The organism is Paenibacillus peoriae, from assembly GCF_022531965.1.
GTDB classification, from domain to species: Bacteria; Bacillota; Bacilli; order Paenibacillales; family Paenibacillaceae; genus Paenibacillus; species Paenibacillus polymyxa_D.
Genome location: NZ_CP092831.1, coordinates 3,503,841 through 3,527,063, shown reverse-complemented (window position 1 = coordinate 3,527,063; position 23,223 = coordinate 3,503,841). Strand labels below are relative to the sequence as shown.

Here is a 23,223-nt window from a genome sequence, read left to right as displayed (position 1 = left end):
AATTACAATAGTATAATGGATGTGATGCCGATGTCATTGAGTATGACCGGATACGGTCAAGCTATCCTTCATTATGAGGGCTATAAAGTGCGCTTGGAATTGAAATCGGTAAATCACCGCTATTGCGAAGTGATGATGAGAATTCCGCGCGAATGGACTCGTTACGAAGATGGCTTGAGAAGAACGGTTCAACAGCAGATTAAACGCGGTCGTATCGATGTCTTTATCCACAGGGAACGTGATGAAGAACAGATGCCCGCCGCGCGGTTAAATGACACTGTGGTGCAGGCTTACCTGCATGCAGCGGAGCAGCTGGCGGATCGTTATGGAGTGAAAGGAACGTTAGGGATAAGCGATATTCTTGCTTTGCCTGACGTTCTGGGTGAGCCTGGAGAGGCTTTCCATGGAGACGAAGAGGACTGGGAAGAGCAACTACAGCGAGCTTTGAATGAAGCTTTGCAAGGTTTACTGGAGATGAGAAGGCGAGAAGGCGGGCATTTGGCGCAAGATGTGAAATCCCGTATTTTACGTCTGGAATCCCTGCATCATGAAATGACGGTGCTGGCTCCTCATGTTGTGAGCGACTACCGTAACAGGCTGAAACACAGGCTTAAAGAGCTTCAGGACGGTTCATTTACGCTTGATGAACATAAGTTCGGAATGGAGATTGCGTTATTCGCGGATCGCAGCAATATTGATGAGGAACTTACCCGGCTTCAAAGTCACTTTGGGCAGTGCAAGGGGTTGCTGCTATCGGACGAGCCGGCCGGTCGCAAATTAGATTTTTTAATCCAGGAAATGAACAGAGAAGTCAACACGATCGGCTCCAAGGCTAATCATCTCAACTTGGTTAATTTGGTCGTTGAGATGAAAGCAGAGCTCGAGAAAATTCGTGAGCAGGCTGCAAATATTGAGTAGCTACCTGGTAGCGGCACGGCTGCAAGAGTCACATGTATAGGGGGAAAGACCTGAATATGGCAATCAAATTGATCAATATTGGTTTCGGCAATATCGTGTCGGCCAACCGAATTATCTCCATCGTCAGTCCGGAGTCTGCTCCGATCAAGCGGATTATACAGGAAGCCAGGGACCGTCATATGCTAATTGATGCTACCTATGGCCGCCGGACGCGGGCTGTTATTATTACAGACAGTGATCATGTAATCCTGTCTGCGGTGCAGCCGGAGACGGTCGCTCATCGCCTATCCACTAAAGATGATGACAATGACGAATAAAAATGGAGTGTACTATGGCTAAGGGATTATTATTTGTAATATCCGGACCTTCGGGTGTCGGTAAAGGGACGGTAGGCAACGCATTGCGTGACAAGCTACCAGAGATAACGTACTCCGTTTCTGCTACAACTCGAACACCTCGTTCGGGTGAACAGGATGGAGTGACCTATTTTTTTAAAACGCGTGAAGAATTTTTGGGTATGATTGAACGAGATGAAATGCTGGAGTATGCTGAGTATGTAGGGAACTATTATGGTACTCCACGTGATTTTGTAGATCAGACGCTTGCGCAGGGAAAAGATATTTTTCTGGAGATTGAAGTTCAGGGAGCGCTAAAGGTTAAAGAAAAATTTCCAGAAGGCATATTCATTTTTCTGCTTCCGCCTTCGCTAGATGAATTAAAGGATAGAATCCGGGGACGGGGCACAGAAACTCAAGCGACCATAGACCACCGTATGTCGGTAGCTGTGGATGAAATGAATCTGTTGCGTCACTATGATTATGCGGTTGTCAATGATGAGATTGATTTCGCTTGTAAACGAATAGAATCCATTATTATCGCCGAACATTGTAAGGTTCATCCTTAAACGAGGGCTTTACATATGCCAAGCGTACCTAAAGAGAAATAATACTGTATAAGCTGAGCTTGAAGGTGTACACTGGAGTTCAGCTTATACAGTCCCAAAACTACATGAAGAGGTGTCTATTCGTGCTGTATCCTTCCATTGATGAAATGATGAAAAAGGCAGATAGTAAGTATTCGTTGGTTGTAGCGGCTTCACGTCGTGCCAGACAGTTGCGCGAGGGTGAAAAGACGACTCTCAAGAATCCTAAATCCCACAAACAGGTTGGAGTGGCGTTGGAAGAGATTTACGCGGATCATCTGCGTCTTGAAAGCGGCGAAGACGAGTAAGAATTATACACAACTATTATAACCGGGCGCAATGCCAATTCCTTTGACAACCGCAAGGTTGTTATTTTTTTAGGTCAGGGGGAGTTAACGATGTTGAAGGGGAAAGTTATTATTCTTGGTATAACCGGTGGAATTGCTGCTTACAAAGGGGCTGCGTTATGTAGTAGGTTGACACAAAAGGGCGCCGATGTTCATGTGATTATGACAGCCTCTGCTAAGGAGTTTATTACCGAGCTTACACTGCAGTCGCTCTCTCGTAATCCGGTGTACAGTGATACGTTTGATGAAAGAGAGCCGTCCGTCGTATCCCATATTCATCTGGCAGATGCGGCTGATTTGGTGCTTGTTGCACCTGCAACTGCGAATATTATTGGAAAAATGGCGCATGGCCTTGCTGATGATATGTTGTCTACAACGTTGTTGGCTACAACAGCGCCTATTATGGTGGCACCTGCGATGAATGTACATATGTACACTCATCCGGCAGTCATGCAAAATATGGAGACGCTTGTATCACGTGGTGTGAAGATGATTGAGCCTGGTGAAGGATTACTGGCTTGCGGTTACGTTGGCAAAGGACGTTTGGAAGAGCCGGACACAATTGTGCAAACGATAGAGCACTTTTTTGATCAGCAAGCCCAGGAACAAAAAAACAACATTAAGTCTGAATCCCGATGGTTTGGTGGCGAATCTGTGGAGGCTCAAGTGCCTGAGTCACCTGTGAATGAGAATGAATCGGTGTTTTCAGGTAAAAAAGTCATTGTAACGGCTGGAGGCACGATCGAGCGAATTGATCCAGTGCGTTATATCACAAATGATTCATCTGGAAAAATGGGCTTCGCCATTGCAAAAGTGGCTCAAAAGATGGGGGCAGAGGTGCACTTGATTGCTGCCAATACCAGTGCGGAACCGCCTGCTGGTATTATGCTTGAAAGAGTCCAGTCGGCTGAAGACATGTACGCAGCTGTATTAAAACAATGGGAAACGAGCGATATGGTCGTTATGGCTGCTGCAGTTGCAGATTATCGACCACGTGAGATAGCACAGACCAAGATCAAGAAAAAAGATAGTGTATTTACGCTAGAGTTAGTGAAGAACGTCGATATTCTAGAATCACTCGGACGGAGTAAGAAACATCAATTTTTAATTGGCTTTGCAGCTGAAACTGAACATTTGGAGACGTATGCGAAAGATAAATTAGAACGTAAAAATTGTGATTTGATCGCGGCAAACGATGTAACTGTGAATGGTGCTGGTTTTGGCGTCGATACGAATGCTGTTCAAATTTATGACCGAAGCGGGATCGTTGAGCGTATTCCTGTACAGTCAAAGGAAGAAGTTGCGCGTAAGTTGCTTACTATAGCCGCGGGACGCATGGGTGGGGTGCTGCATTAATGGAGACGGGCAATTTAGTTGCCAAGGTCATTGTCGATGTACCTGCCAAGGATACGGACCGCACCTTCGATTATCTGATACCGGATTCAATGAGACCTTGGATTGAGCCGGGTAGTCGGGTAGCTGTGCCATTTGGCAAACGGACGGTGCAGGCTTTCGTCATCTCGGTAGTCCCAGCTGAGGAACCACCGAAATACAGGATGAGAGCGATTCAGGAGTTGCTGGATTTGGTGCCACCTTTATCTGCCGACCTAGTCGAACTGGGCAAGTGGATGAGTGAACGTTATGCTTGTAATCAAATTATGGCATTGCAAGTGATGATTCCTACCGCGCTCAAAGGCAAAGCAGAACGTTATATCTCAATTGCGGAACAGCATGAGTTAACGCATCCACAGCGTAGTATACAACCGAATCAGGGCGATGAGCTCGAATGGGCACTTCTGACCGACGATGGTATGAGTGATCCGACAGAGCGTCGGATTGTCAGCTTCATTCAGGAGAAGGAGCAAGTCCCGTTGCAGCAACTCAGTCGACGTTTCCCTGAGGAAGCGGAGGTTATTAAATCACTGTTACGCCGGGGTGTGCTTCAGGAAAGTCAAGTTATTAAAGACAAGCTTGGCAAAAAGACCATGAAATCCGTTGATCTGGCTATCGGCATAGACGAGGCATCAACGGTACTGGAGCAATTTTCTGCCAAAGCACAGCGTCAGCGGGAGGTACTTGCTTTTTTGCTGGAACGTAGCGAGTTTTTGCCTCTGTCGCTCAAGGAAGTCATGACCTCATTGAGTGTGTCTGCTGCAACGGTTAAGGCGCTGGAAGATAAGGGCTATGTGTTGCTGGAGGATGTCGAAGTGTTCCGCGACCCGTACCGGGGCAGACACTTCAAGCCTACAGAGCCACTCCCTCTCACAGCAGAGCAGCAGTCGGTGTATGAACGGATTATTCGCCAGCTGGACACGCGTGAGCAAGGAGCTTATTTGTTGCATGGAGTCACGGGGAGCGGTAAGACGGAAATTTATCTACAGACGATTCAACGTTGTATCGAGCAGAATCGGCAGGCCATTGTGCTGGTACCTGAAATATCGTTAACCCCACAAATGGTTGAGCGTTTTAAAGGTCGGTTTGGCGATCAGGTAGCAGTGATGCACAGTAGGTTGTCTGGAGGAGAACGGTACGATGAGTGGCGCAAAATACGCGAAGGCCGTGTGAAAGTGGCGATTGGTGCTCGCTCGGCAGTATTTGCGCCTTTTCGTGAGTTAGGTCTTATTATTATGGATGAGGAGCACGAAACGTCCTATAAGCAGGAAGAGACACCTAAATACCATGCGCGTGATGTCGCCATTCGCAGAGCCCATCAGCATGGGGCTGTCGTTATTCTCGGCTCGGCTACACCGTCGCTGGAAAGCTACTATGCGGCTCGCTCACAAAGCAACGACGAGTTTGCGCCGTTGCTACTTGAAATGCCAACTCGCGCATTGGGGAACACGTTACCCGAAGTACATATCATGGATATGCGTGAGGAACTGCGTGCTGGCAACCGCTCTATGTTTAGCCGTGCGTTGCATAATGGGATTGCAGAGCGGTTAGAGCGTAAGGAGCAGACGGTGCTCCTGTTGAATCGGCGTGGACACTCCACATTCGTCATGTGCCGTAGCTGTGGCTATGTGGCGGGCTGTCCGCATTGTGATATTTCGCTTACGTATCATCAGCGGTCGAACAATTTACGTTGTCATTACTGTGGTTATTCCGAGCCTGTGCCTCAGACTTGCCCTGAATGCGGTAGTGAGCATATTCGCTATTTCGGTACAGGTACCCAGCGAGTGGAAGAAGAGCTGGCGAAGCTATTCCCCGGTATACGTGTTGTTCGAATGGATGTTGATACAACGACAGAAAAAAATGCCCACGAAAAGCTCCTCAAGCAATTTCGTGATAAAAAAGCGGACGTGCTGCTCGGTACTCAAATGGTTGCCAAAGGCCTGGACTTTCCCGATGTGACACTGGTTGGTGTCATTACTGCGGATTCAGCTCTCAATTTACCGGATTTTCGGGCTGCGGAAAAGACATTTCAGCTGTTAACACAAGTAGCTGGACGTGCTGGGAGACATCAATTGCCAGGGGAAGTATTCGTACAATCCTATACTCCAGAGCATTATTCGGTGATTCACGCAAGTCGCCATGATTATGCTTCTTTTGTGAGGGAAGAATTGAAACACCGCCGCAATTTGCACTATCCACCATATTGCCGTCTTATTTTGGTAACCTTTTCTCATGAACAACTCCCGGTGCTGGTCCGGCTGGCAGAGAATTATTCAGCAACACTACAGGGACGGGCCAGACAACGAGGCTGGTTCGGGAATATGGATCGTCTTACATCGGATGTACTCGACATTTTGGGACCAGTAGCTTCACCCATTTCGAGAATCAAGAATAGATACCGATTTCAATGTATGATAAAATGGCGTGGAAATATCGACGCGATTAGTTTGGCTCAGCAAGTAGCTGATGAAATGGCCGAATCCGCACAGGCGCAAAAGTTGCTGATTAGTCTGGATGTTGATCCACAAATGCTTATGTAGAGCGTTGCCACAAAAGTTATTAGCACAATTAATGCGGACAAGTCGTCCGTACATAGGATAATGTAGCAGTCGCGTTTGTGATGAATACAGTTAAGCCTAAACGAAGGAAAAAGGATAAAGAGGAAGGTGTTCTGTTGTCATGTCAATTAGAATTATAGTGTTGGAGCCGGATGATGTATTGCACAAAGTAGCAAAGGAAGTTACTAAAATTACACCTAACGTGCAAAAGCTGCTCGACGATATGGCAGATACGATGTATGAAGCGGAGGGTGTAGGTCTTGCTGCTCCGCAAGTAGGTATTTTGAAGCGTCTCATCGTTGTAGATGCTGGAGATGAACATGGTTTGATTAAAATGATCAACCCAGAAATCGTGGCCGAAGAAGGGGAGGACTTGGGTCCAGAAGGCTGCCTGAGTATACCAGGGTTGAACGGGGATGTGCGTCGTGCCGAGAAAGTTACAGTCAAGGGACTGGACCGCGAGGGTAAGGCCATTACCGTTACAGCGACAGGATTGCTTTCTCGTGCTTTTCAGCATGAAATCGACCATTTAAATGGAATTTTGTTCACGGATATTGCAGAAAAAGTATATGAGGTTGCGCTGGAACAGCCAGGACCGAACCGTCAGATAGGAGAGTGAGGTTCGATGAGTCAAGACATTCGTATTATCTTTATGGGTACGCCTGAGTTTGCAGTGCCTTCGTTGAACATGTTACTGGATAATGGTTATAACGTGGTCGGTGTGATTACACAGCCCGATAAGCCACAGGGACGGAAAAAAATATTAACGCCTACACCAGTTAAGGAAGCGGCAGAAAAACGCGGATTACCTGTACTGCAACCGACCCGCCTGCGCCAGCCAGAAGCGGTGGCTCAGGTGGCGGAGCTGCGTCCTGATCTGATCGTAACCGCAGCCTATGGGCAAATTTTGCCAAAATCCGTACTAGACCTGCCTCGTTTCGGCTGCCTGAATGTGCATGGTTCGTTACTTCCCCGTTATCGGGGAGGTGCACCGATCCAGCGTGCGATTATTAACGGTGAGACCGTGACGGGTGTGACGCTGATGTATATGGCGGAAGGACTGGATACTGGCGATATGATATCGCGAGTTGAGGTTGCTATAGAGCCAGAGGATACCTCCGGTACGATTTTTGAGAAGCTAAGCGTAGCTGGAGCAAAGCTTTTGCAGGGCGAGCTGCCTAAATTGCTGGCAGGCCAATCAGACCGTACGCCGCAAAACGAGGACGAGGCGACCTATGCTCCGAATCTGAACCGCGACGATGAGCGTATTTCGTGGAGTGACAATGCACAGCAGATATACAACCGGATTCGCGGCCTTGTACCTTTTTCCGGCGCGTTTACGCTTTGGGAGGAAAATGTTTTTAAAATATGGGCTGCTGAGCAGCCTTTCATAAATAATGAAGTGAGTGGCTCAAATGCTCCAGCACCCGGAACGGTTCTTCAATTGACCGCTCGTGGCATTGAGGTGCAGACAGGCGAGGGAACTCTTTGGCTGACTCAGGTTCAACCGGCTGGCAAAAAGGTTATGGATGCCGGAACCTTTGCGCGCGGCGGACAGATGAAGCCAGGCACGGTGCTCGGATGAGCGGGAGTCACTCCCGTCAGGGAGGCAAAGGCAAGGGAGTGGGTGCCAGATCCGGCAATACTCGCAAACAGACGGCGCGGGAAGTTGCACTTGATGTGTTGACCGGTGTGGAGCAAGAGGGTGCGTATAGCAATCTTGAGTTAAATCGTCGACTTCAGCAGGCAGGTTTATCTGCAAGTGACGCTGGTCTGGCGACTGAACTTGTATACGGTACAGTCGCACGCCGAAATACACTTGATTATTTTTTGAATAAATTTGTTCAAAAAGGAACGGCCAAGCTTCAGGCTTGGGTACGTTCGTTGCTGCGGATGAGTGTGTATCAGGTGGTGTATCTGGATCGAGTTCCGGATCATGCAGTCGTTAGTGAAGCGGTGACCATTGCCAAGCGTCGTGGGCATCAGGGGATTTCCGGTATGGTCAACGGCGTGCTCCGCAGCATGCTGCGTGAGCCGGACAAGCTGCGTATTCCTGACGATTTGTCACCAGAGGAACGGATTTCATTAGAACATTCTCATCCACAGTGGCTGGTTAAGCGTTGGATTAAGCAATACGGTGCAGATACTGCTGAGGCTATCTGTCAGGCTAATAATGAGCCCCCTGCGGTCAGCGTACGGGTGAATACGACAATGACCAGCCGTGATCAGCTGCTGGACGAGATGCGCTCAAAAGGACTTGATGCCGTTCCTTCGGCAGTTAGTCCCTATGGGATTGTTGTTCGTAGCGGTGGCAATATGGCGCTTACCTCGTGGTATACGGACGGCTCGCTGTCCGTACAGGATGAAAGCTCTATGCTCGTTGCCGAAGCAGTTGCTCCTGAGCCCGGTATGCTGGTACTGGATTGCTGTGCCGCTCCAGGCGGCAAAACAGCTCATATGGCTGAGCTGATGAAGGATCGCGGTCGGATCGTTGCAAATGATCTGCATGCCCATAAGCATCAATTAATCCGTGAACAGGCTAAACGACTTGGCCTGGATGCCGTGGAAACAGTCACTGGTGATGCGCTAGAACTGAAGGAACGATATGCCCCAGCTTCTTTTGACCGTATTTTGCTGGATGCACCATGCTCTGGCTTTGGAGTAATTCGTCGTAAACCGGACCTGCGTTGGAGCAAAACTGCGCAGGATGTTCGCGACATTACACAGCTTCAGCATGAGCTGCTGGATAGTGTGGCGGGACTGTTGAAGCCAGGTGGCATTCTGGTATACAGTACATGCACGATTGAGCCGGACGAAAATGAAGGACAATTGACTCGGTTTTTAAGCGAACATTCGGAGTATGAATTGGCAGAGGGTCATTCCTTCCCGGACGTGAGCCGCGAAATGGATAGTATACAGGGAGGCTCGGTACAGCTGTTACCGCAGCATTTCCACAGCGACGGATTTTATATCGCGCGCCTACGTCGGGTGAAATAGCGCGGAAGAGAATTCCATGCAGCTGCCCACCAGCATTTCCACATTCCGCCGGAACATTTCCGGCGGTTTTTTGCATGAAGACGAAAAATTTTTACCCCCTCAGGGATTTGTGCTAAAATAGGAAGAATGAAAAATACGATCTGCGATCAAACAGAACTTAATGAAGAAGGAACGGGTGCAAACATTGATGAAACCTTTTATATATGATTTAACTTTGGAGGAGCTTCAGGACTGGGCCAAGAACAATGGCGAGCCTGCTTTTCGTGGAGGACAAATTTTTGACTGGCTGTATGTGAAGCGGGTCAATGATTTCAGCGAGATGACGAATTTGCCCAAGGCGCTGAGAGAGAAGCTTGAGGAGCAATTTAGTTTTGTGACGCTTAGTGAAATTACAAAGTTGGAATCAAAGGACGGTACAGTAAAATTCCTGTTCGGTTTGCATGATGATCATGCCATTGAAACGGTCATTATGAGACACAATTACGGAAACAGTATTTGTGTAACGACACAAGTGGGTTGCCGAATTGGTTGTACTTTCTGCGCTTCGACGCTTGGAGGCCTCAAACGGAACCTGACAGCTGGTGAAATTACTGCACAGGTAGTACAGGCTCAGAAAATTTTGGATAAAACGAATGAACGAGTGAGCAGCATCGTGATTATGGGCTCGGGCGAGCCTTTTGAAAACTATGAAGCGACCATGACGTTTTTGCGTACAATGGTTCATGAAAAAGGTCTGAACATTGGTCAACGTCATATCACAGTGTCGACCAGCGGTATTGTACCGAATATTTATAAATTTGCCGACGAGGATACCCAGATTAATCTGGCAATATCCATTCATGCGCCTAATGATGCACTTCGGTCGAAGCTAATGCCTGTAAATCGGCGTTATCCCTTTAAGGATGTTATGGATTCTCTACGTTACTATCTTGCTAAGACGGGGCGGAGAATTTCGTTTGAATATGCCCTGATTGGTGGGGTAAACGATCAGGCAGAACATGCTGAAGAGCTAGCGGATGTGTTAAAGGACATGCTGTGTCACGTTAATTTGATTCCAGTCAACCATGTGCCTGAGCGCAAGTATGTGCGCACATCGCGTAGCGATATTTTTAATTTTCAACGTATTCTTGCCGAAAAAGGCGTCAATGTGACGATCCGGCGTGAACAGGGTCACGATATTGCCGCTGCCTGCGGTCAGTTGCGTGCAAAGCATATGGAGTTGGGGTGAAACCATTTGATCAAAACAGTTCATGTCAGCCATGTCGGACGTGTACGTTCGGTGAATGAGGATTCTGCCTGGATCAGGCACTTAGAGCAAGGCTATATTCTTGGGATTGTTGCCGATGGTATGGGGGGGCATTTGGCCGGTGATACGGCCAGCCGCCTTGCGGTAGAGACACTTGCCGCTGATTTGGCGACGCTGGAGAGCGGATTATCCGCACATTCTTTGACGGCGGCGCTCAGCGACGCTATTTTGCATGCCAATGAAGTCATCTTCCAGACGGCTGCACGCGATGAGAAGTATCATAATATGGGAACGACAGTTGTTGCGGTTTTACTATACGACGCATCCGGAATTATCGGACATATCGGTGACAGTCGCGCCTATGTCATATCCAAAGGAGCGGTACGTCAGCTTACAGAAGACCATACTTTGGTTAACGAGCTGTTCAAAAACGGTCAGATCAGTAAGGAAGAACGGGAGAACCATCCTCGTCGCAATGTACTGACACGGGCGCTGGGCACTGATTCCGAGGTGAAAGTGGATATTGACTCCATTACGCTGGATAAAGGCGATGTACTGTTACTGTGTAGCGACGGATTAAGCAATCTGGTAACGGAAGAACAAATCAGTAAAGTAGTAGGTGCCGCAGAGAATCCTTTGGAGGAGCGTGCGGATCGTCTGCTACATCTGGCGTTGCTTGCCGGAGGAGACGATAACATTACTGTAGCTTTGTTTGAATTGCCCGATGACACGGTTTCATTGAATGAAAAGGGGTGTGACGCATGATCGGGCACCTGCTAGGGGGAAGATACGAAATTATTGAGCGTATCGGTGGCGGCGGTATGGCTCTGGTGTACAAGGCTCAAGACATTTTGCTGAATCGCAATGTCGCAGTTAAAGTGTTGCGCCAGCAATTTGTTCATGACGAGGAATTTATTCGCCGGTTTCGGCGTGAGGCGCAGTCTGCGGCTTCGCTTTCGCATTCGAATGTGGTCAGTATTTATGATGTCGGCCAAGAGGATGAAATCCATTATATTGTAATGGAGTGCATCGAAGGTAAAAATTTGAATGAGATTATTAAAGAACGTGCGCCATTGCAAGTGGATGAAGCAGTACGGATTGCTTCCCAGATTTGTGATGCGCTGGAGCATGCTCACCAAAATCAGATCATTCACCGAGACATCAAGCCTCATAATATATTAATTGGACGTAATGGACGGGTTAAGGTAACCGATTTTGGGATTGCTAGAGCTGTTACGTCAACGACCATTACCCAGACGGGTTCTGTTGTAGGTTCTGTTCATTATTTTTCACCTGAGCATGCAAAGGGTGTCGTCACCGGCGAAAAATCGGACTTATATTCTTTAGGTATTGTCTTATATCAAATGCTGACGGCGCAGCTCCCTTTCCTCGGAGAAAGTCCAATTAGTGTAGCGCTCAAGCATTTGCAAGAGGAGTTTGAGGAACCGCGTAAAATTAATCCGTTGATTCCGCAAAGTGTGGAAAATGTCATTCTAAAATCCATGCGCAAAAATCCAGAAGAGCGTTATCAATCGGCAGATGAAATGCTAAAAGATTTGGAAACCTGTTTGCTGCCGGGACGGCGTAATGAATCCAAGCTGGAGTTTACACATTTGGATGATGAGGATCAAACACGGGTTATTCCGGCTATTAAGCCTCAACAATTAGGGATGTCTTCTAGCGGGGAAGATGTACCTGCCCAACCGCGTGAGTCTGAACAGCTTCCGAGCAAGCAATCGTCCAAGAAAAATAGAAAAAAAGCGATCTTGTGGGTAACACTAGTGTTGGTGTTACTTCTGTGCATGGGCGGAGTGGTGTACTATGTGCAAAGTGTACTTGTCGTGCCTGAGGTAAAAGTACCAGGTGTATTGACACAAACAGAAGACCAAGCGAAGGTTAATCTCAGTAAAGCGGGTTTACTCATTGAGGAGCCAATCCAGCATGAATACAAAGAGGGGATCGCGCCTGGAATTGTATTTTATCAAAGCTATCCTGCAGATTCTTTAGTCAAGGAAGGAACCAAGATTAGTCTGAAAGTCGGGATTGCCAAGCCGCTCACCCCAATGCCGGATGTAAAAGGCCAAAGCTACGAGAATGCTGTTAAGCTGCTGACCGCCCAGCAAATTAAGGAGACGCAGATTCAGCAAAATGAGCAGTTCAGTGATCAGGCCGTTGGGACCGTCCTTAGTCAGACTCCAGCTGCAAATGAGCCATTTGATAAGGATTCAGTCCAAGTTGTGCTCACAGTCAGCAAGGGCGCTGACACTGTAAAAATGCCAAGTCTCGTAGGGAAAACGCAGAACCAAGCGGAAAATGAGGTCAAAAAGGCAGGGCTGAAGGTTGGCTCGATTAAAGAAGAATTTAGCTATGAGCAGGAAAAAGGAAGAGTAACCAAACAATGGCCGTCCGAGGCAGGCAGTGAGTTGCCACCAAATACGGAAATTACGTTTTATGTAAGCACTGGTTACCCGCCAGAAGCGATTACGCTGCCATTTAATGTGCCTGTTGCACCGAAGGAAGAGGGTAAAAACAGCAAAATTCGTATTACTTATACGGATGCACGTGGAGAAAATCAGGAATGGGGAAGCCGTACAATTAATACGACACAGGTGTTCACTATCAACCTGCTAATGGCTCCGAACAAAGACAGTGTTGTCTCAGTATTTAGAGATGGTGACTTTATTGATACGTATCCGGTTTCTTATATTGATGCGAAAAATGGAACAGTGACGATGCCTCAAATTGCCCCACCTGCTGGAACTTCACCAACGGATACACCTGATGGTAATTCCTCGCAAAATGGAAGTGGAAACGGCGAGGAAGGTGATAACGGGGGATCTTCTAATGATAGTGGTGACGGTGGAGGCGACTCGAACAATCAGGAGGGCACAGGAGGTAATGGTGACCCTTCCGCCTTTGTTCCTGGAACGAATTCCACGGGGGCTACGCGCAGTGAGTTGGCAGTTAGCCATAAAAACAACCCAGGTCACGCTTCCCACAAAAAGAAGGAAAAAGTGATTGAGGCTGTTCAGCATCAGTAAACGTGCAATAGGAGATGTTCAACCTGCTATACGCAATAAAACTTAAACATTATGAAGGAGGACATCTTACACATGCCTGAAGGTCTGATCGTCAAGGCGCTTAGCGGATATTATTATGTCTCCAGCCTGGATCAGGATGGGCGTCCGGTATCTGGCGAAGCTACGGTACAATGCAGAGCACGCGGCATTTTTAAGAAAAAAGAGATCACGCCTCTTGTCGGTGATCGGGTCGTTTACGAACTGACTGAGAACGGGGAAGGTATGGTCAAGGAGATTAGAAAGCGTACAACGGAGCTGATTCGTCCTCCGGTAGCTAATACCACGCTTGCTGTGCTGCTGTTTTCCTTGCGTGAGCCGGATTTAAACCTGCCTTTACTGGATAAATTTTTAGTCCATATTGAGCACGCCGGGCTGGATACGATTATCTGTCTGACTAAGCGCGATTTGTATGAAGGCAGCCCTTCAGAGGATGACACCGTGCTGACCGTTCAGGAAATGTACCGGAAGATCGGTTATGAAGTGCTGGTAACCAGTGCCCGTACCGGAGAAGGAACGGTTGAGCTTAAGAAGCTGTTGGCTGGTCAAATCAGCGTGTTTTCCGGGCAGTCAGGTGTAGGGAAGTCTTCCATGCTTAATGCTTTGGAGCCTGGGTTAACGCTCGAGACGAGCGCCATAAGCAATAAGCTGGGCCGAGGAAGACATACGACTCGTCATGTAGAGCTTATTCCTTTAGACAACGGAGGGTTTGTAGCAGATACGCCGGGGTTTAGCCAGTTGGATTTTCTGGAGCTGGGTGTGGATGAACTATCTCCCTGTTTTCGTGAATTCCAGCAGTATGCGGAAGGATGTAAATTTCGGGGGTGTACCCATATTCACGAGCCTGGCTGTAAAGTAAGAGAGGCCCTGGAAGAAGGACATATTTCACAGGGACGGTATGATAGCTATTTGCAGTTCTATCAGGAATTAAAAGAAAAAAAACGGAGGTACTAAGTTTATGTTAAAAATAGCACCGTCGATTTTATCCGCTGATTTTGCTCGCTTGGGCAGTGAAGTTGCGGAAGCTGCGGCAGGAGGGGCAGACTGGATTCATGTGGATGTAATGGATGGACATTTTGTATCCAATATTACATTGGGTCCACCTATCGTTCAGGCTATTCGTCCGCATACGACTCTTCCCTTGGATGTTCATCTGATGATTGAGCATCCTGAACGTTATATTGGCGATTTCGTAAAAGCAGGAGCCGATATCATCACTGTTCATGCTGAGGCGTGTGTTCATTTGCATGGTGTCCTTCACTTGATCAAGCAGCAAGGCGCTCTGGCTGGAGTGGCTCTCAATCCGGGTACTTCACCATACGCGATCAAGGAAGTGCTGCCAAATGTAGATATGATTCTAGTGATGACGGTCAATCCTGGCTTTGGAGGACAGTCCTTCATTCCAGAGACGTTGAATAAAATCAGACAAATCCGTGCTTGGTTGAACGAATTGGGTCGTCCAGACGTACATATCGAGGTTGACGGAGGTATTGCGGAGGAGACGGCACCAGCCGTATTTGAAGCGGGGGCTAACGTGCTGGTGGCTGGTAGTGCGGTATTCGGCAGAGCAGACCGCGCAGCGGCTATTGCTACGATTCGGGACAGTGCAGCTCGTTTGTCCAAGTGAAGCTGACCGAAGCATTGTGGATGACTGCCGCGAGCATGGCGACGGGGTTGACCCTTAGCTGTTTCTCGCTTGTGAAGGCTCCTTGGAATGCCGTTCTTTCACTTTTGGCTGTTCTAGTTGTGCTGTTTTATTTTCGTAAAAATGAACGGCGTGGTTTACGAATAGGTTTTGTGGTGTGCAGCGTACTTTATTATATCCTGTTTATTTTCATACTCTCAGCATATCTCTATGTTCGCGGACTTGTCTGATGGTATAGCCTGGGATGGTTGTGCATAAATATGGTTACATGAGCGGGATTCTCATGTAGCCTTTTTTTGTGGGGTAACAACCCTTGACAGGTTGCATAAACTACAGAGAACGGATGCAGGAGGATGATGGGGAGGGTGAGGCATGAAGTTTTACACAATCAAGCTGCCAAAATTTCTGGGTGGATTCGTTAAAGCCATTTTGAATACATTCCAGAAAAACTGAATTCAACGTAATGTAAACACAGGATGTAGGATGAAAGCTAGAGGTACACAGGGCACGCTTCCCGGGCATAACAGATAGGTAGCTCGGTAGTAAAAGATAAGAACGCACGGGAAGGTGCCTGACATTTTGTTCTCCTGAACTAGGCGGATATTACTTTTCGAATAACCAAAAAAGCACCCGTTTAAAACGAGGTGCCTTTTGTTTATAACGATATTTTTTTACGACTACACGCGAGTCACTTTACCGGCTTTCAATGCACGAGTGCTGACATAAACGCGTTTCGGTTTACCGTTAACGAGAATGCGAACTTTTTGTACGTTGACGCCCCAAGTACGGCGATTACGGTTGTTAGCGTGAGATACGTGGTTACCGCTGCCAGGCTTTTTGCCTGTTACAGAACATTTACGAGACATGATTCCACCTCCTATTCTGAAAATAACCAAATTCCATATGGAACGGGTCTCTCTTCAGGCCGACTGGGTCAGCCGGACTTTGTAAGTCACTAACCTGAACAAAACAATACTTAAATATAATATCATAGTCAAAAAAGCTCCGTCAACTGATTCAAAAACTTTATTTATTTCTCTTTCGCATTATAGTACAATATGGGATAGTTATTGTTGCGATTATTTTGTATTTAAATGGAATGTGAATTCTTATTCCAGTCATGCCGGCGGTTCAGAGGCGGGACTATAGTTATCATTCCAGCCGATGATTTATTGTGGGGCAGTTGACTGGTTTTTCATTGTATATGACCTGTAGAAGAACAACCAGACGTGAGTACAAGAGCTTATGAAAGTGTGACATTCGTATTCGTCGTCTGGCTTTAGTATAATTTAATTGAACCTGTAGGCACAGTTGAATAAGGTGTGGTGAAGGTTGATAGTAAAACAAGTGTATTAAGCTAGGAAGGGGAATTCTCTTGAGTAATCGTTCTTTGAATGGAACAGATTTTACCGCAATGGTTTTAGCCGGGGCGGAACAATTACAGCAGCATGCGGAACATGTCAATTCACTAAATGTATTCCCGGTGCCAGACGGTGATACGGGGACCAACATGAATTTGACGATGAGCGCGGGCGTAACGGAATTAAAGAGGGGGGATTCTTCCTCCATCGGTGTCATGTCCGGCATATTATCCAAAGGTTTGCTGATGGGAGCCCGCGGCAATTCAGGGGTTATCCTGTCTCAGTTGTTTCGTGGCTTCAGCCGTTACGCTGCCCCATACGAGGAATTGAATACCCTTCAGTTCGCATCGGCATTGCAGAGCGGGGTGGATGCGGCCTACAAGGCGGTGGTTAAGCCGGTGGAGGGTACAATTCTTACCGTGGCGAAGGAAGCGGCCAGGCATGCTGTGTTTTTCTCGCGCCGGACGAACGATATCACGGAACTGATGGAAGAAGTGCTTGCCAAAGCGAAGGAAACGCTTGCCATGACGCAGGACATGCTCCCTGTACTGAAGCAAGTAGGAGTTGTAGATTCGGGTGGGCAAGGTCTTGTGTATATTTATGAAGGCTTTATGCAGCATCTTGGAAGCGGCTTGGTGACGTCTCCAATTGCAAAAAGTGATAATGCACGCCAGGTTTTTGCTCCTCACGTATCGGAGAGACCTACTGCTCCTGCAGTTGTTCCTTCCCCAGATGCGCCGATTTCTGCGCAAGCGAAGCTCGAAACGGATAATATTGAATTTTTGTATGATATGGAGTTTTTTATTAATCGACAACTGGGCGATGCGCAAGGTACCTATTTTGATGAGGAAGCCTTCCGGAAAGCGTTATCTGTAGATGGTGATTCTATTATCGTGATTTCAGACGATGACGTCATCAAGGTTCACGTGCATTCTAAGGCTCCTGGTGAAGTACTGAATTTGGCACTGCGTTACGGAGAAATTACACAGATTCGTATTTTAAATATGCGCGAGCAGCATCGTGATTTGTTGTCTGCGGGTATGGATGTTGCTCCTGAGCCTGAGTGGTTTGCTGAAATACCAACAGAGCCTGTACGTGAGGAAGAGCCGTCTGAGCCTCCCGCTCATGAACTGGCATCCTTTGGTTTTATAGCTGTGGCTTCCGGTGAAGGAATTGCTGATATTTTCAGAAGTTTAGGCGTCGATGTTGTCCTTGCTGGCGGCCAAACAATGAATCCGAGCACAGAGGACTTCGTTAATGCGGCCCGCTCGATTGCGGCTCAACATATTTTTATTCTTCCGAATAATTCCAATATTATTTTGGCGGCAGAACAAGCACGTGAACTGCTAGAGATGGAACGTTTGGTGTCGGTTATTCCGAGCAAAACAATTCCTCAGGGCATTGCGGCAGCATTTGCCTTCCAGGAGGAAGAGGCTTTTGAGGTGAATCAGGACAATATGCGTGACGCAGTCACCCGGGTGAAGTCTGGGCAAGTGACCTACGCGGTACGGGATACGACGCTTGATGATCTGCATATTACAGCAGGGCACTACATCGGTATTCAGGATTCCAAGATTGTTGCGACCGAGGAACACTTAATGGCAACGTCCCGTCTTTTGCTAGCGAAAATGCTGGTGAATGGCGATGAAATTGTTACGATTCTTACAGGTTCGGACGCGAATCAACAAGACACAGATCAGCTTGTTGCATGGATTGAAGAAAATTATGCGGATGCTGAAGTGGAAGTTCATGAAGGTGGTCAGCCGATTTATCCTTATTTGTTCTCAGTGGAAACCTGATGTGCTTTTGCGCGTCCATGGAAGTCCACTACAAAAGGAGGTCTGACTGATGAGTAGTACCATCATTTTGACGGATAGCACGGCTGATATTCCACCGGAATTAGCAGACCGTCTCGGTATAGTCGTTGTACCACTGACAGTGATGTTCGGCAGCGCAGCTTACCTGGACGGCATTGAGATGTCAGCGGCGCAGTTTTACAGCGAACTGGTACGGGCTGATGAGCTGCCTACGACTTCACAGCCTTCACCAGCCCGTTTTTTGGAGACGTACACGACACTGTTGGAGCAATACCCTGAGAGCCAGGTTATCTCTATCCATTTATCCTCGGGTGTGAGCGGAACGTATCAGTCTGCTCTGCTGGGCAAATCCATGCTGGAGAAGCATGAACATAGAGTGACTGTGGTGGATTCCAAATCAGCTTCATACGGATACGGTATGCTAGTGGTTTATGCGGCAGAGCTGGCGGCAGCTGGGCACTCCCCGGCTGATATTGTTCGGGCTGTGGAACGTCGTGGAGAGCGCCGTTGTTTGTATTTCTTGGTGGATACCCTGCAATACTTACAAAAAGGCGGACGTATTGGTAAGGCAGCGGCAATGGTGGGCACGTTGCTTAACATTAAGCCGATACTTTCGATTGACAAAGAAGGCATTATTTATTCGGTTGATAAGGCGAGAGGGCATAAAAAAGCGACAGCGAGAATTATTGAACTACTGGAGCGGGACTTAAAAGGCCAAAAAATTAATATTGCTGTGGGTCATACGGCAGATCGCTCAGCGGCAGAAGCGTTCGTGGCTCAGCTGGCAGAGCATTTTGAGCTAGGAGATCGAATATATACTGAACTTGGCGCTGTGATTGGGACCCATGTAGGGCCAGGAACGATTGGCATTTTTGTGTGGCCGGCCGGAGATGAGAGGTAATATGCTGCAATTGGATCAAATACCTTTAAAACAAATACATGGCGTGAGTGCTCTCAAAGAGGGAGAGCTTCACGCTTTTGGCATTTTTAACATACAGGATATGCTGGAATATTATCCGTTTCGGTATGAAGATTACCGACTGCGCTCGCTAAGCGAAGTGAAGGACGGAGATAAGATTACGGTACAAGCCAAAATTATGGGCATTCCAGTGCTTCAGCGTTACGGGCGCAAATCAAGGTTGACTTGTAAATTGATGGCCGAGGATTGGATGTTTACCGCAACGTGGTTTAATCGGCATTTCATGAAGGAGCAGCTAACCTCAGGTCGTGAAATTGTGGTGACTGGTAAATGGGACCTCAAACGTATGCAGATGACTGTTGCAGATTCTGAGTTTCCTGATAAAGGGGTAGCCCGCTCGGGGACACTTCAACCGGTGTACTCTATAGGCGGCAAGATCACCCAAAGCTGGATGCGAAAAATAATGAACCAGACGCTCCAGCAGTTTGGTGAAATGATCCCCGAAATATTGCCTGAGTTGCTTGTACGCAAATATAGTATGATGCCGCGCAAGCAGGCTATTGCGGGTATACACCAGCCTCAGGACAACCGCGAGGGACAAGAGGCTCGTCGGCGGATGGTGTATGAGGAACTGTTTTTATTTCAGCTGAAAATGCTGGCATTCCGGGCGTTAAATCGCGGTCGTGCGGACGGGGTGGTACATACGGTGGATAACGCCACGATTCGTGAATTTGTAAGGGCTTTGCCTTTTGAATTAACGGATGCACAGAAGAAGGTAGAGCTTGAAATACTGCACGATCTACGCTCACCTTATTGTATGAACCGTCTGCTTCAGGGGGATGTTGGGTCAGGTAAAACAGTTGTTGCTGCCATCGGTTTATTTGCCACAGTACGTTCCGGTTTTCAGGGAGCGCTGATGGTGCCAACCGAAATATTGGCCGAGCAGCACATGCGATCGCTTCACAAGCTGTTTGAGCCCTTTGGAATCAGCGTTGGTCTACTGACTGGGAGTACAACCGGGAAGAAGCGTAAGGAACTGCTAGCTGCTCTCCAAATGGGTCTGCTGGACATTGTAGTAGGCACCCATGCTCTCATTCAGGAGGATGTATATTTTCGTCAGCTTGGGCTTGTTGTAACGGATGAGCAGCATAGATTCGGAGTGAACCAGCGAAGTGTACTGCGTCGCAAAGGCTATAATCCCGATGTGCTGACGATGACGGCCACACCGATCCCTCGTACGCTGGCCATCACTGCGTTTGGCGATATGGATGTTTCTACGTTGTCAGAGCGGCCGAAGGGGCGTATTCCAATTTCCACCTATTGGGTGAAGCACGAACTGATGGATCGGGTACTTGGTTTTATTTCCCGCGAGGTAGACCAGGGACGGCAGGCTTATCTGATTTGTCCGTTGATTGAAGAGTCGGAGAAGCTAGACGTACAGAATGCCATCGATTTGCATATTCAAATGCAGCAGGCTTTTCCACATTACCGCGTTGGGCTATTACATGGACGAATGACTCCCGCAGAAAAGGAAGAAGTTATGCGTTCTTTCTATGCGAATGAAATTCAGTTGCTCGTTTCAACGACGGTTGTGGAGGTAGGGGTAGACGTTCCCAATGCGACACTAATGATCATTATGGATGCGGATCGTTTTGGACTATCCCAGTTACATCAATTACGTGGACGAGTCGGACGGGGTGCACATGCCTCGTATTGCGTATTGATCGCTGACCCTAAGTCGGAGGTTGGTCAGGAGCGGATGAAGGTTATGACCGATACGGACGATGGTTTTGAGGTGGCTAGACGCGATCTGGATTTGAGGGGGCCGGGTGACTTTTTTGGTACCAAGCAGAGTGGGCTACCCGAGTTTCGTTTAGCAGATATGGTAGCGGATTTTGAGGTGCTGGAAAAGGCGCGTGAGGATGCAACTGATCTGATCAAGGATGCGTCCTTTTGGACATCTCCGCAGTATGAAGCATTGCGCGGTTATTTGCAAAAAGAGCAGATTTTTCAGGGGGATCTCATCGATTAATCCACCATGAATTATGAGATTGTTTTAAACGTTTTAAACAGATAGGCACAATGGACAGGCTGGCCGTCATATATTTGGGAATGACCGAATGATATGGGAGGTGTGGCAACATTGAGCTATCAGCAATATGGAATCAGTCCGCAACTGGTGGAGCGGATTAAGTTGAAAATGAAGAATCGTGCGCTCAAGGAGCGGGTTAAGCAGCAGATTGAAGGTGTGACTAAAGCGGACCTGCAAAATAAAGCTAAGGTGCGTCATCTTGTGAAGTCCACTTCTGCTATTTTAAACGAGCGTTTGACGGCTGCGCAGGAGGAGCAATTGACCGCCTTCGTATTGGCACAAAAAATTGATCCGTCCAATACATTTCATCTAATCAAGCTGTGGGGAATGTTCCGTTGATTGCTATTTGAAGAGGTGCTTCAAAGCGTTCTCCATGTTTTTTTGTGAAGCACAGATAAAAAAAGGATTGCCTGATATCAGGCGATCCTTTTTGGTTTGTTTTAGTTCATTCCCCGGGCAATAGCTAGTGTGCACTTATCATGAGACTTTTTATTTGTAATGACCGCCAATTTTGATAGAGCGTTCCATGGCCTGCCCGGCATCTGTTAACGATGATGCTCGCATGATGATGGACTGACCATACCGATCCTTTAAAGTGTCCGTCACCTTTTCCAAAGCACGGGATCGCTCCTGATCCTCAAATAAATCCAACTGATATAGTTGATCATCCACCAATCCGCTTAAAGTAACCCCTGCGCGCTTCACGGGCATATGATTCCAAAAAGTATAAAAGATTTTTTTAACGGTTTCATATACTTTTTGGGTATGGTTTGTAGGATCGGGTATCTTCATTTGTCGGGAGAACCCAGTTGGTGCCTCGTAGGGACTGCATATACAATGAACAGTCACAACTGAGCCCATATATCCTTTGCGGCGGGCGTCCCGACACACCTCTTCTGTTAGTTCAAGCAGGATGGTTTCCACTTCCGCAGGCTGGAGATAGTCGCGGGGAAGAGTCATCATATGACCGATGGATTTGGGAGGTGTATTAAATGTTTCCGGCTTGACCGGGCTGTGATCGATCCCGTTAGCAGTCCGCCATATCACCTCTGCCTGAATATCGGACTGCTTGCCGAAATGAGACCGGAATCTGTCCTGTAGCCGGGGTAAGGGGGTACGTGCGATATCTCCAATGGTGTGTAGTCCAAGCTTCTCCAAATGCCGTTCCATACGCGAACCAATGCCGAACATAAGACGTACTGGCTGAGGCCACAGCAACGCTGCAATATCGGATGTAGGCAACAAGAAAATGCCACTGTCATTTTTTTTAGCCCATATATCTGTCGCGGTTTTAGCCAGCATTTTGTTGGAGCTGATGCCAATTCGAATCCATACTCCTGTTTGTGCCAGTACCTTTTGCTGAATTTCACTTGCAATACTCACCGGATCTCCGAACAGAGAGAGACTTCCGCTCATATCCAGAAACTGTTCATCAATGCTGAAAACTTCAACCAAATCCGTATATTCATTATAGATTTCTGTTATTTTTAATGAGACATCGATATAATGCTGCATACGCGGGCGTACAATGATAAGGTCAGGACATTTTTTCACCGCTTCTCCCAGACGTTCTGCTGTAGATATACCGTATTTTTTGGCCAGCGGACATGCAGCTAAAATAATGCCTGAACGAAGTGCAGGGTCACCGGCCACAACGAGTGGCTTATGTTGGTATTTGGGATCATCTGCTTTTTCGATGCTGGTATAAAAACTTTGGCAGTCCGATAAGAATATGGTTCTATTTCTGCGTTCCTTCAAAAATTCGACCTCCTCTCCTGATAGGTGTTGATCATCCTACCAAAATATTCTTGAATGTATACTCTTATAGTAGTATTATATACAGAACAAGTGTTCCTAATACAAATGTATTTTTTGGAACGTTAGAGTTTACGTAAAACCTAACATGGCGTATCATAATATCTTGAGCAAAAA

The 23,223-nt window shown here is 47.5% G+C and carries 21 protein-coding genes; 19 read left to right on the top strand and 2 right to left on the bottom strand.

Features of this window, described 5'->3' with window-relative positions; all coding sequences use genetic code 11:
* Positions 1-30: 30 nt before the first annotated feature.
* The 15 genes from MLD56_RS15505 (at position 31) to spoVM (ending at position 15,555) form a co-directional block, all read left to right on the top strand.
* Positions 31-918 (top strand): YicC/YloC family endoribonuclease, encoded by an 888-nt coding sequence (locus MLD56_RS15505; RefSeq protein WP_029517198.1) that lies wholly within the window; start codon positions 31-33, stop codon positions 916-918.
* A 56-nt stretch (positions 919-974) separates the two neighbouring features.
* Positions 975-1,235: an extracellular matrix/biofilm regulator RemA gene (remA, locus tag MLD56_RS15500; RefSeq protein WP_005548256.1), complete on the top strand. Its 261-nt coding sequence runs from the start codon at positions 975-977 to the stop codon at positions 1,233-1,235.
* Positions 1,236-1,249: 14 nt separating this feature from the next.
* Positions 1,250-1,822, top strand: a complete 573-nt coding sequence (gene gmk, locus MLD56_RS15495) for a guanylate kinase (RefSeq protein WP_013310894.1) — start codon at positions 1,250-1,252, stop codon at positions 1,820-1,822.
* A 122-nt stretch (positions 1,823-1,944) separates the two neighbouring features.
* A complete protein-coding gene (rpoZ, locus tag MLD56_RS15490) occupies positions 1,945-2,148 on the top strand; it encodes a DNA-directed RNA polymerase subunit omega (protein WP_013310893.1) in 204 nt (67 codons plus the stop codon).
* 90 nt (positions 2,149-2,238) lie between these two features.
* Positions 2,239-3,543 (top strand): bifunctional phosphopantothenoylcysteine decarboxylase/phosphopantothenate--cysteine ligase CoaBC, encoded by a 1,305-nt coding sequence (coaBC, locus tag MLD56_RS15485; protein WP_029517199.1) that lies wholly within the window; start codon positions 2,239-2,241, stop codon positions 3,541-3,543.
* On the top strand, positions 3,543-6,119 hold the full coding sequence (gene priA, locus MLD56_RS15480; RefSeq protein WP_029517200.1) for a primosomal protein N': 2,577 nt from the start codon (positions 3,543-3,545) through the stop codon (positions 6,117-6,119). The genes coaBC and priA overlap by 1 nt, the downstream gene beginning before the upstream one ends.
* A 139-nt stretch (positions 6,120-6,258) precedes the next feature.
* Positions 6,259-6,756 carry a peptide deformylase gene (def, locus tag MLD56_RS15475; RefSeq protein WP_029517201.1) on the top strand — a complete coding sequence of 166 codons (498 nt, stop codon included), beginning with the start codon at positions 6,259-6,261 and terminating at the stop codon, positions 6,754-6,756.
* Between the two features lie 6 nt (positions 6,757-6,762).
* Positions 6,763-7,722 carry a methionyl-tRNA formyltransferase gene (fmt, locus tag MLD56_RS15470; protein WP_029517202.1) on the top strand — a complete coding sequence of 320 codons (960 nt, stop codon included), beginning with the start codon at positions 6,763-6,765 and terminating at the stop codon, positions 7,720-7,722.
* Positions 7,719-9,134: a 16S rRNA (cytosine(967)-C(5))-methyltransferase RsmB gene (gene rsmB, locus MLD56_RS15465; protein WP_029517203.1), complete on the top strand. Its 1,416-nt coding sequence runs from the start codon at positions 7,719-7,721 to the stop codon at positions 9,132-9,134. Before fmt ends, rsmB begins: the two co-directional genes overlap by 4 nt.
* A 187-nt stretch (positions 9,135-9,321) precedes the next feature.
* Positions 9,322-10,362 (top strand): dual-specificity RNA methyltransferase RlmN, encoded by a 1,041-nt coding sequence (gene rlmN / locus MLD56_RS15460; protein ID WP_029517204.1) that lies wholly within the window; start codon positions 9,322-9,324, stop codon positions 10,360-10,362.
* Between the two features lie 6 nt (positions 10,363-10,368).
* On the top strand, positions 10,369-11,145 hold the full coding sequence (locus MLD56_RS15455; protein WP_029517205.1) for a Stp1/IreP family PP2C-type Ser/Thr phosphatase: 777 nt from the start codon (positions 10,369-10,371) through the stop codon (positions 11,143-11,145).
* Complete coding sequence (pknB, locus tag MLD56_RS15450) at positions 11,142-13,421, top strand: Stk1 family PASTA domain-containing Ser/Thr kinase (RefSeq protein ID WP_029517206.1); 2,280 nt, start codon at positions 11,142-11,144, stop codon at positions 13,419-13,421. Before MLD56_RS15455 ends, pknB begins: the two co-directional genes overlap by 4 nt.
* Positions 13,422-13,493: 72 nt before the next feature.
* Complete coding sequence (gene rsgA / locus MLD56_RS15445) at positions 13,494-14,411, top strand: ribosome small subunit-dependent GTPase A (protein WP_029517207.1); 918 nt, start codon at positions 13,494-13,496, stop codon at positions 14,409-14,411.
* A 4-nt stretch (positions 14,412-14,415) separates the two neighbouring features.
* Positions 14,416-15,084, top strand: a complete 669-nt coding sequence (gene rpe / locus MLD56_RS15440) for a ribulose-phosphate 3-epimerase (protein WP_029517208.1) — start codon at positions 14,416-14,418, stop codon at positions 15,082-15,084.
* A gap of 390 nt (positions 15,085-15,474) precedes the next feature.
* A complete protein-coding gene (gene spoVM, locus MLD56_RS15435) occupies positions 15,475-15,555 on the top strand; it encodes a stage V sporulation protein SpoVM (protein ID WP_010345573.1) in 81 nt (26 codons plus the stop codon).
* Positions 15,556-15,779: 224 nt separating this feature from the next.
* Here spoVM and rpmB read toward each other — a convergent pair whose 3' ends face one another.
* Positions 15,780-15,968 (bottom strand): 50S ribosomal protein L28, encoded by a 189-nt coding sequence (gene rpmB, locus MLD56_RS15430; protein ID WP_013310881.1) that lies wholly within the window; start codon positions 15,966-15,968, stop codon positions 15,780-15,782.
* A gap of 509 nt (positions 15,969-16,477) precedes the next feature.
* On the opposite strand from rpmB, the gene MLD56_RS15425 reads away from it, so the two are divergent.
* The 4 genes from MLD56_RS15425 (at position 16,478) to MLD56_RS15410 (ending at position 21,630) form a co-directional block, all read left to right on the top strand.
* Positions 16,478-18,262 (top strand): DAK2 domain-containing protein, encoded by a 1,785-nt coding sequence (locus tag MLD56_RS15425; protein WP_029517209.1) that lies wholly within the window; start codon positions 16,478-16,480, stop codon positions 18,260-18,262.
* 49 nt (positions 18,263-18,311) lie between these two features.
* Positions 18,312-19,181 (top strand): DegV family protein, encoded by an 870-nt coding sequence (locus MLD56_RS15420; RefSeq protein WP_029517210.1) that lies wholly within the window; start codon positions 18,312-18,314, stop codon positions 19,179-19,181.
* 1 nt (position 19,182) lies between these two features.
* Complete coding sequence (recG, locus tag MLD56_RS15415) at positions 19,183-21,231, top strand: ATP-dependent DNA helicase RecG (RefSeq protein WP_029517211.1); 2,049 nt, start codon at positions 19,183-19,185, stop codon at positions 21,229-21,231.
* Positions 21,232-21,342: 111 nt separating this feature from the next.
* Complete coding sequence (locus tag MLD56_RS15410) at positions 21,343-21,630, top strand: stage VI sporulation protein F (RefSeq protein ID WP_013310877.1); 288 nt, start codon at positions 21,343-21,345, stop codon at positions 21,628-21,630.
* A 150-nt stretch (positions 21,631-21,780) separates the two neighbouring features.
* On the opposite strand, the gene MLD56_RS15405 is transcribed toward MLD56_RS15410, so the two are convergent.
* Entirely contained in the window at positions 21,781-23,049 is a 1,269-nt protein-coding gene (locus MLD56_RS15405) for a DNA polymerase IV (RefSeq protein WP_029517212.1), read from the bottom strand.
* Positions 23,050-23,223: the final 174 nt, after the last annotated feature.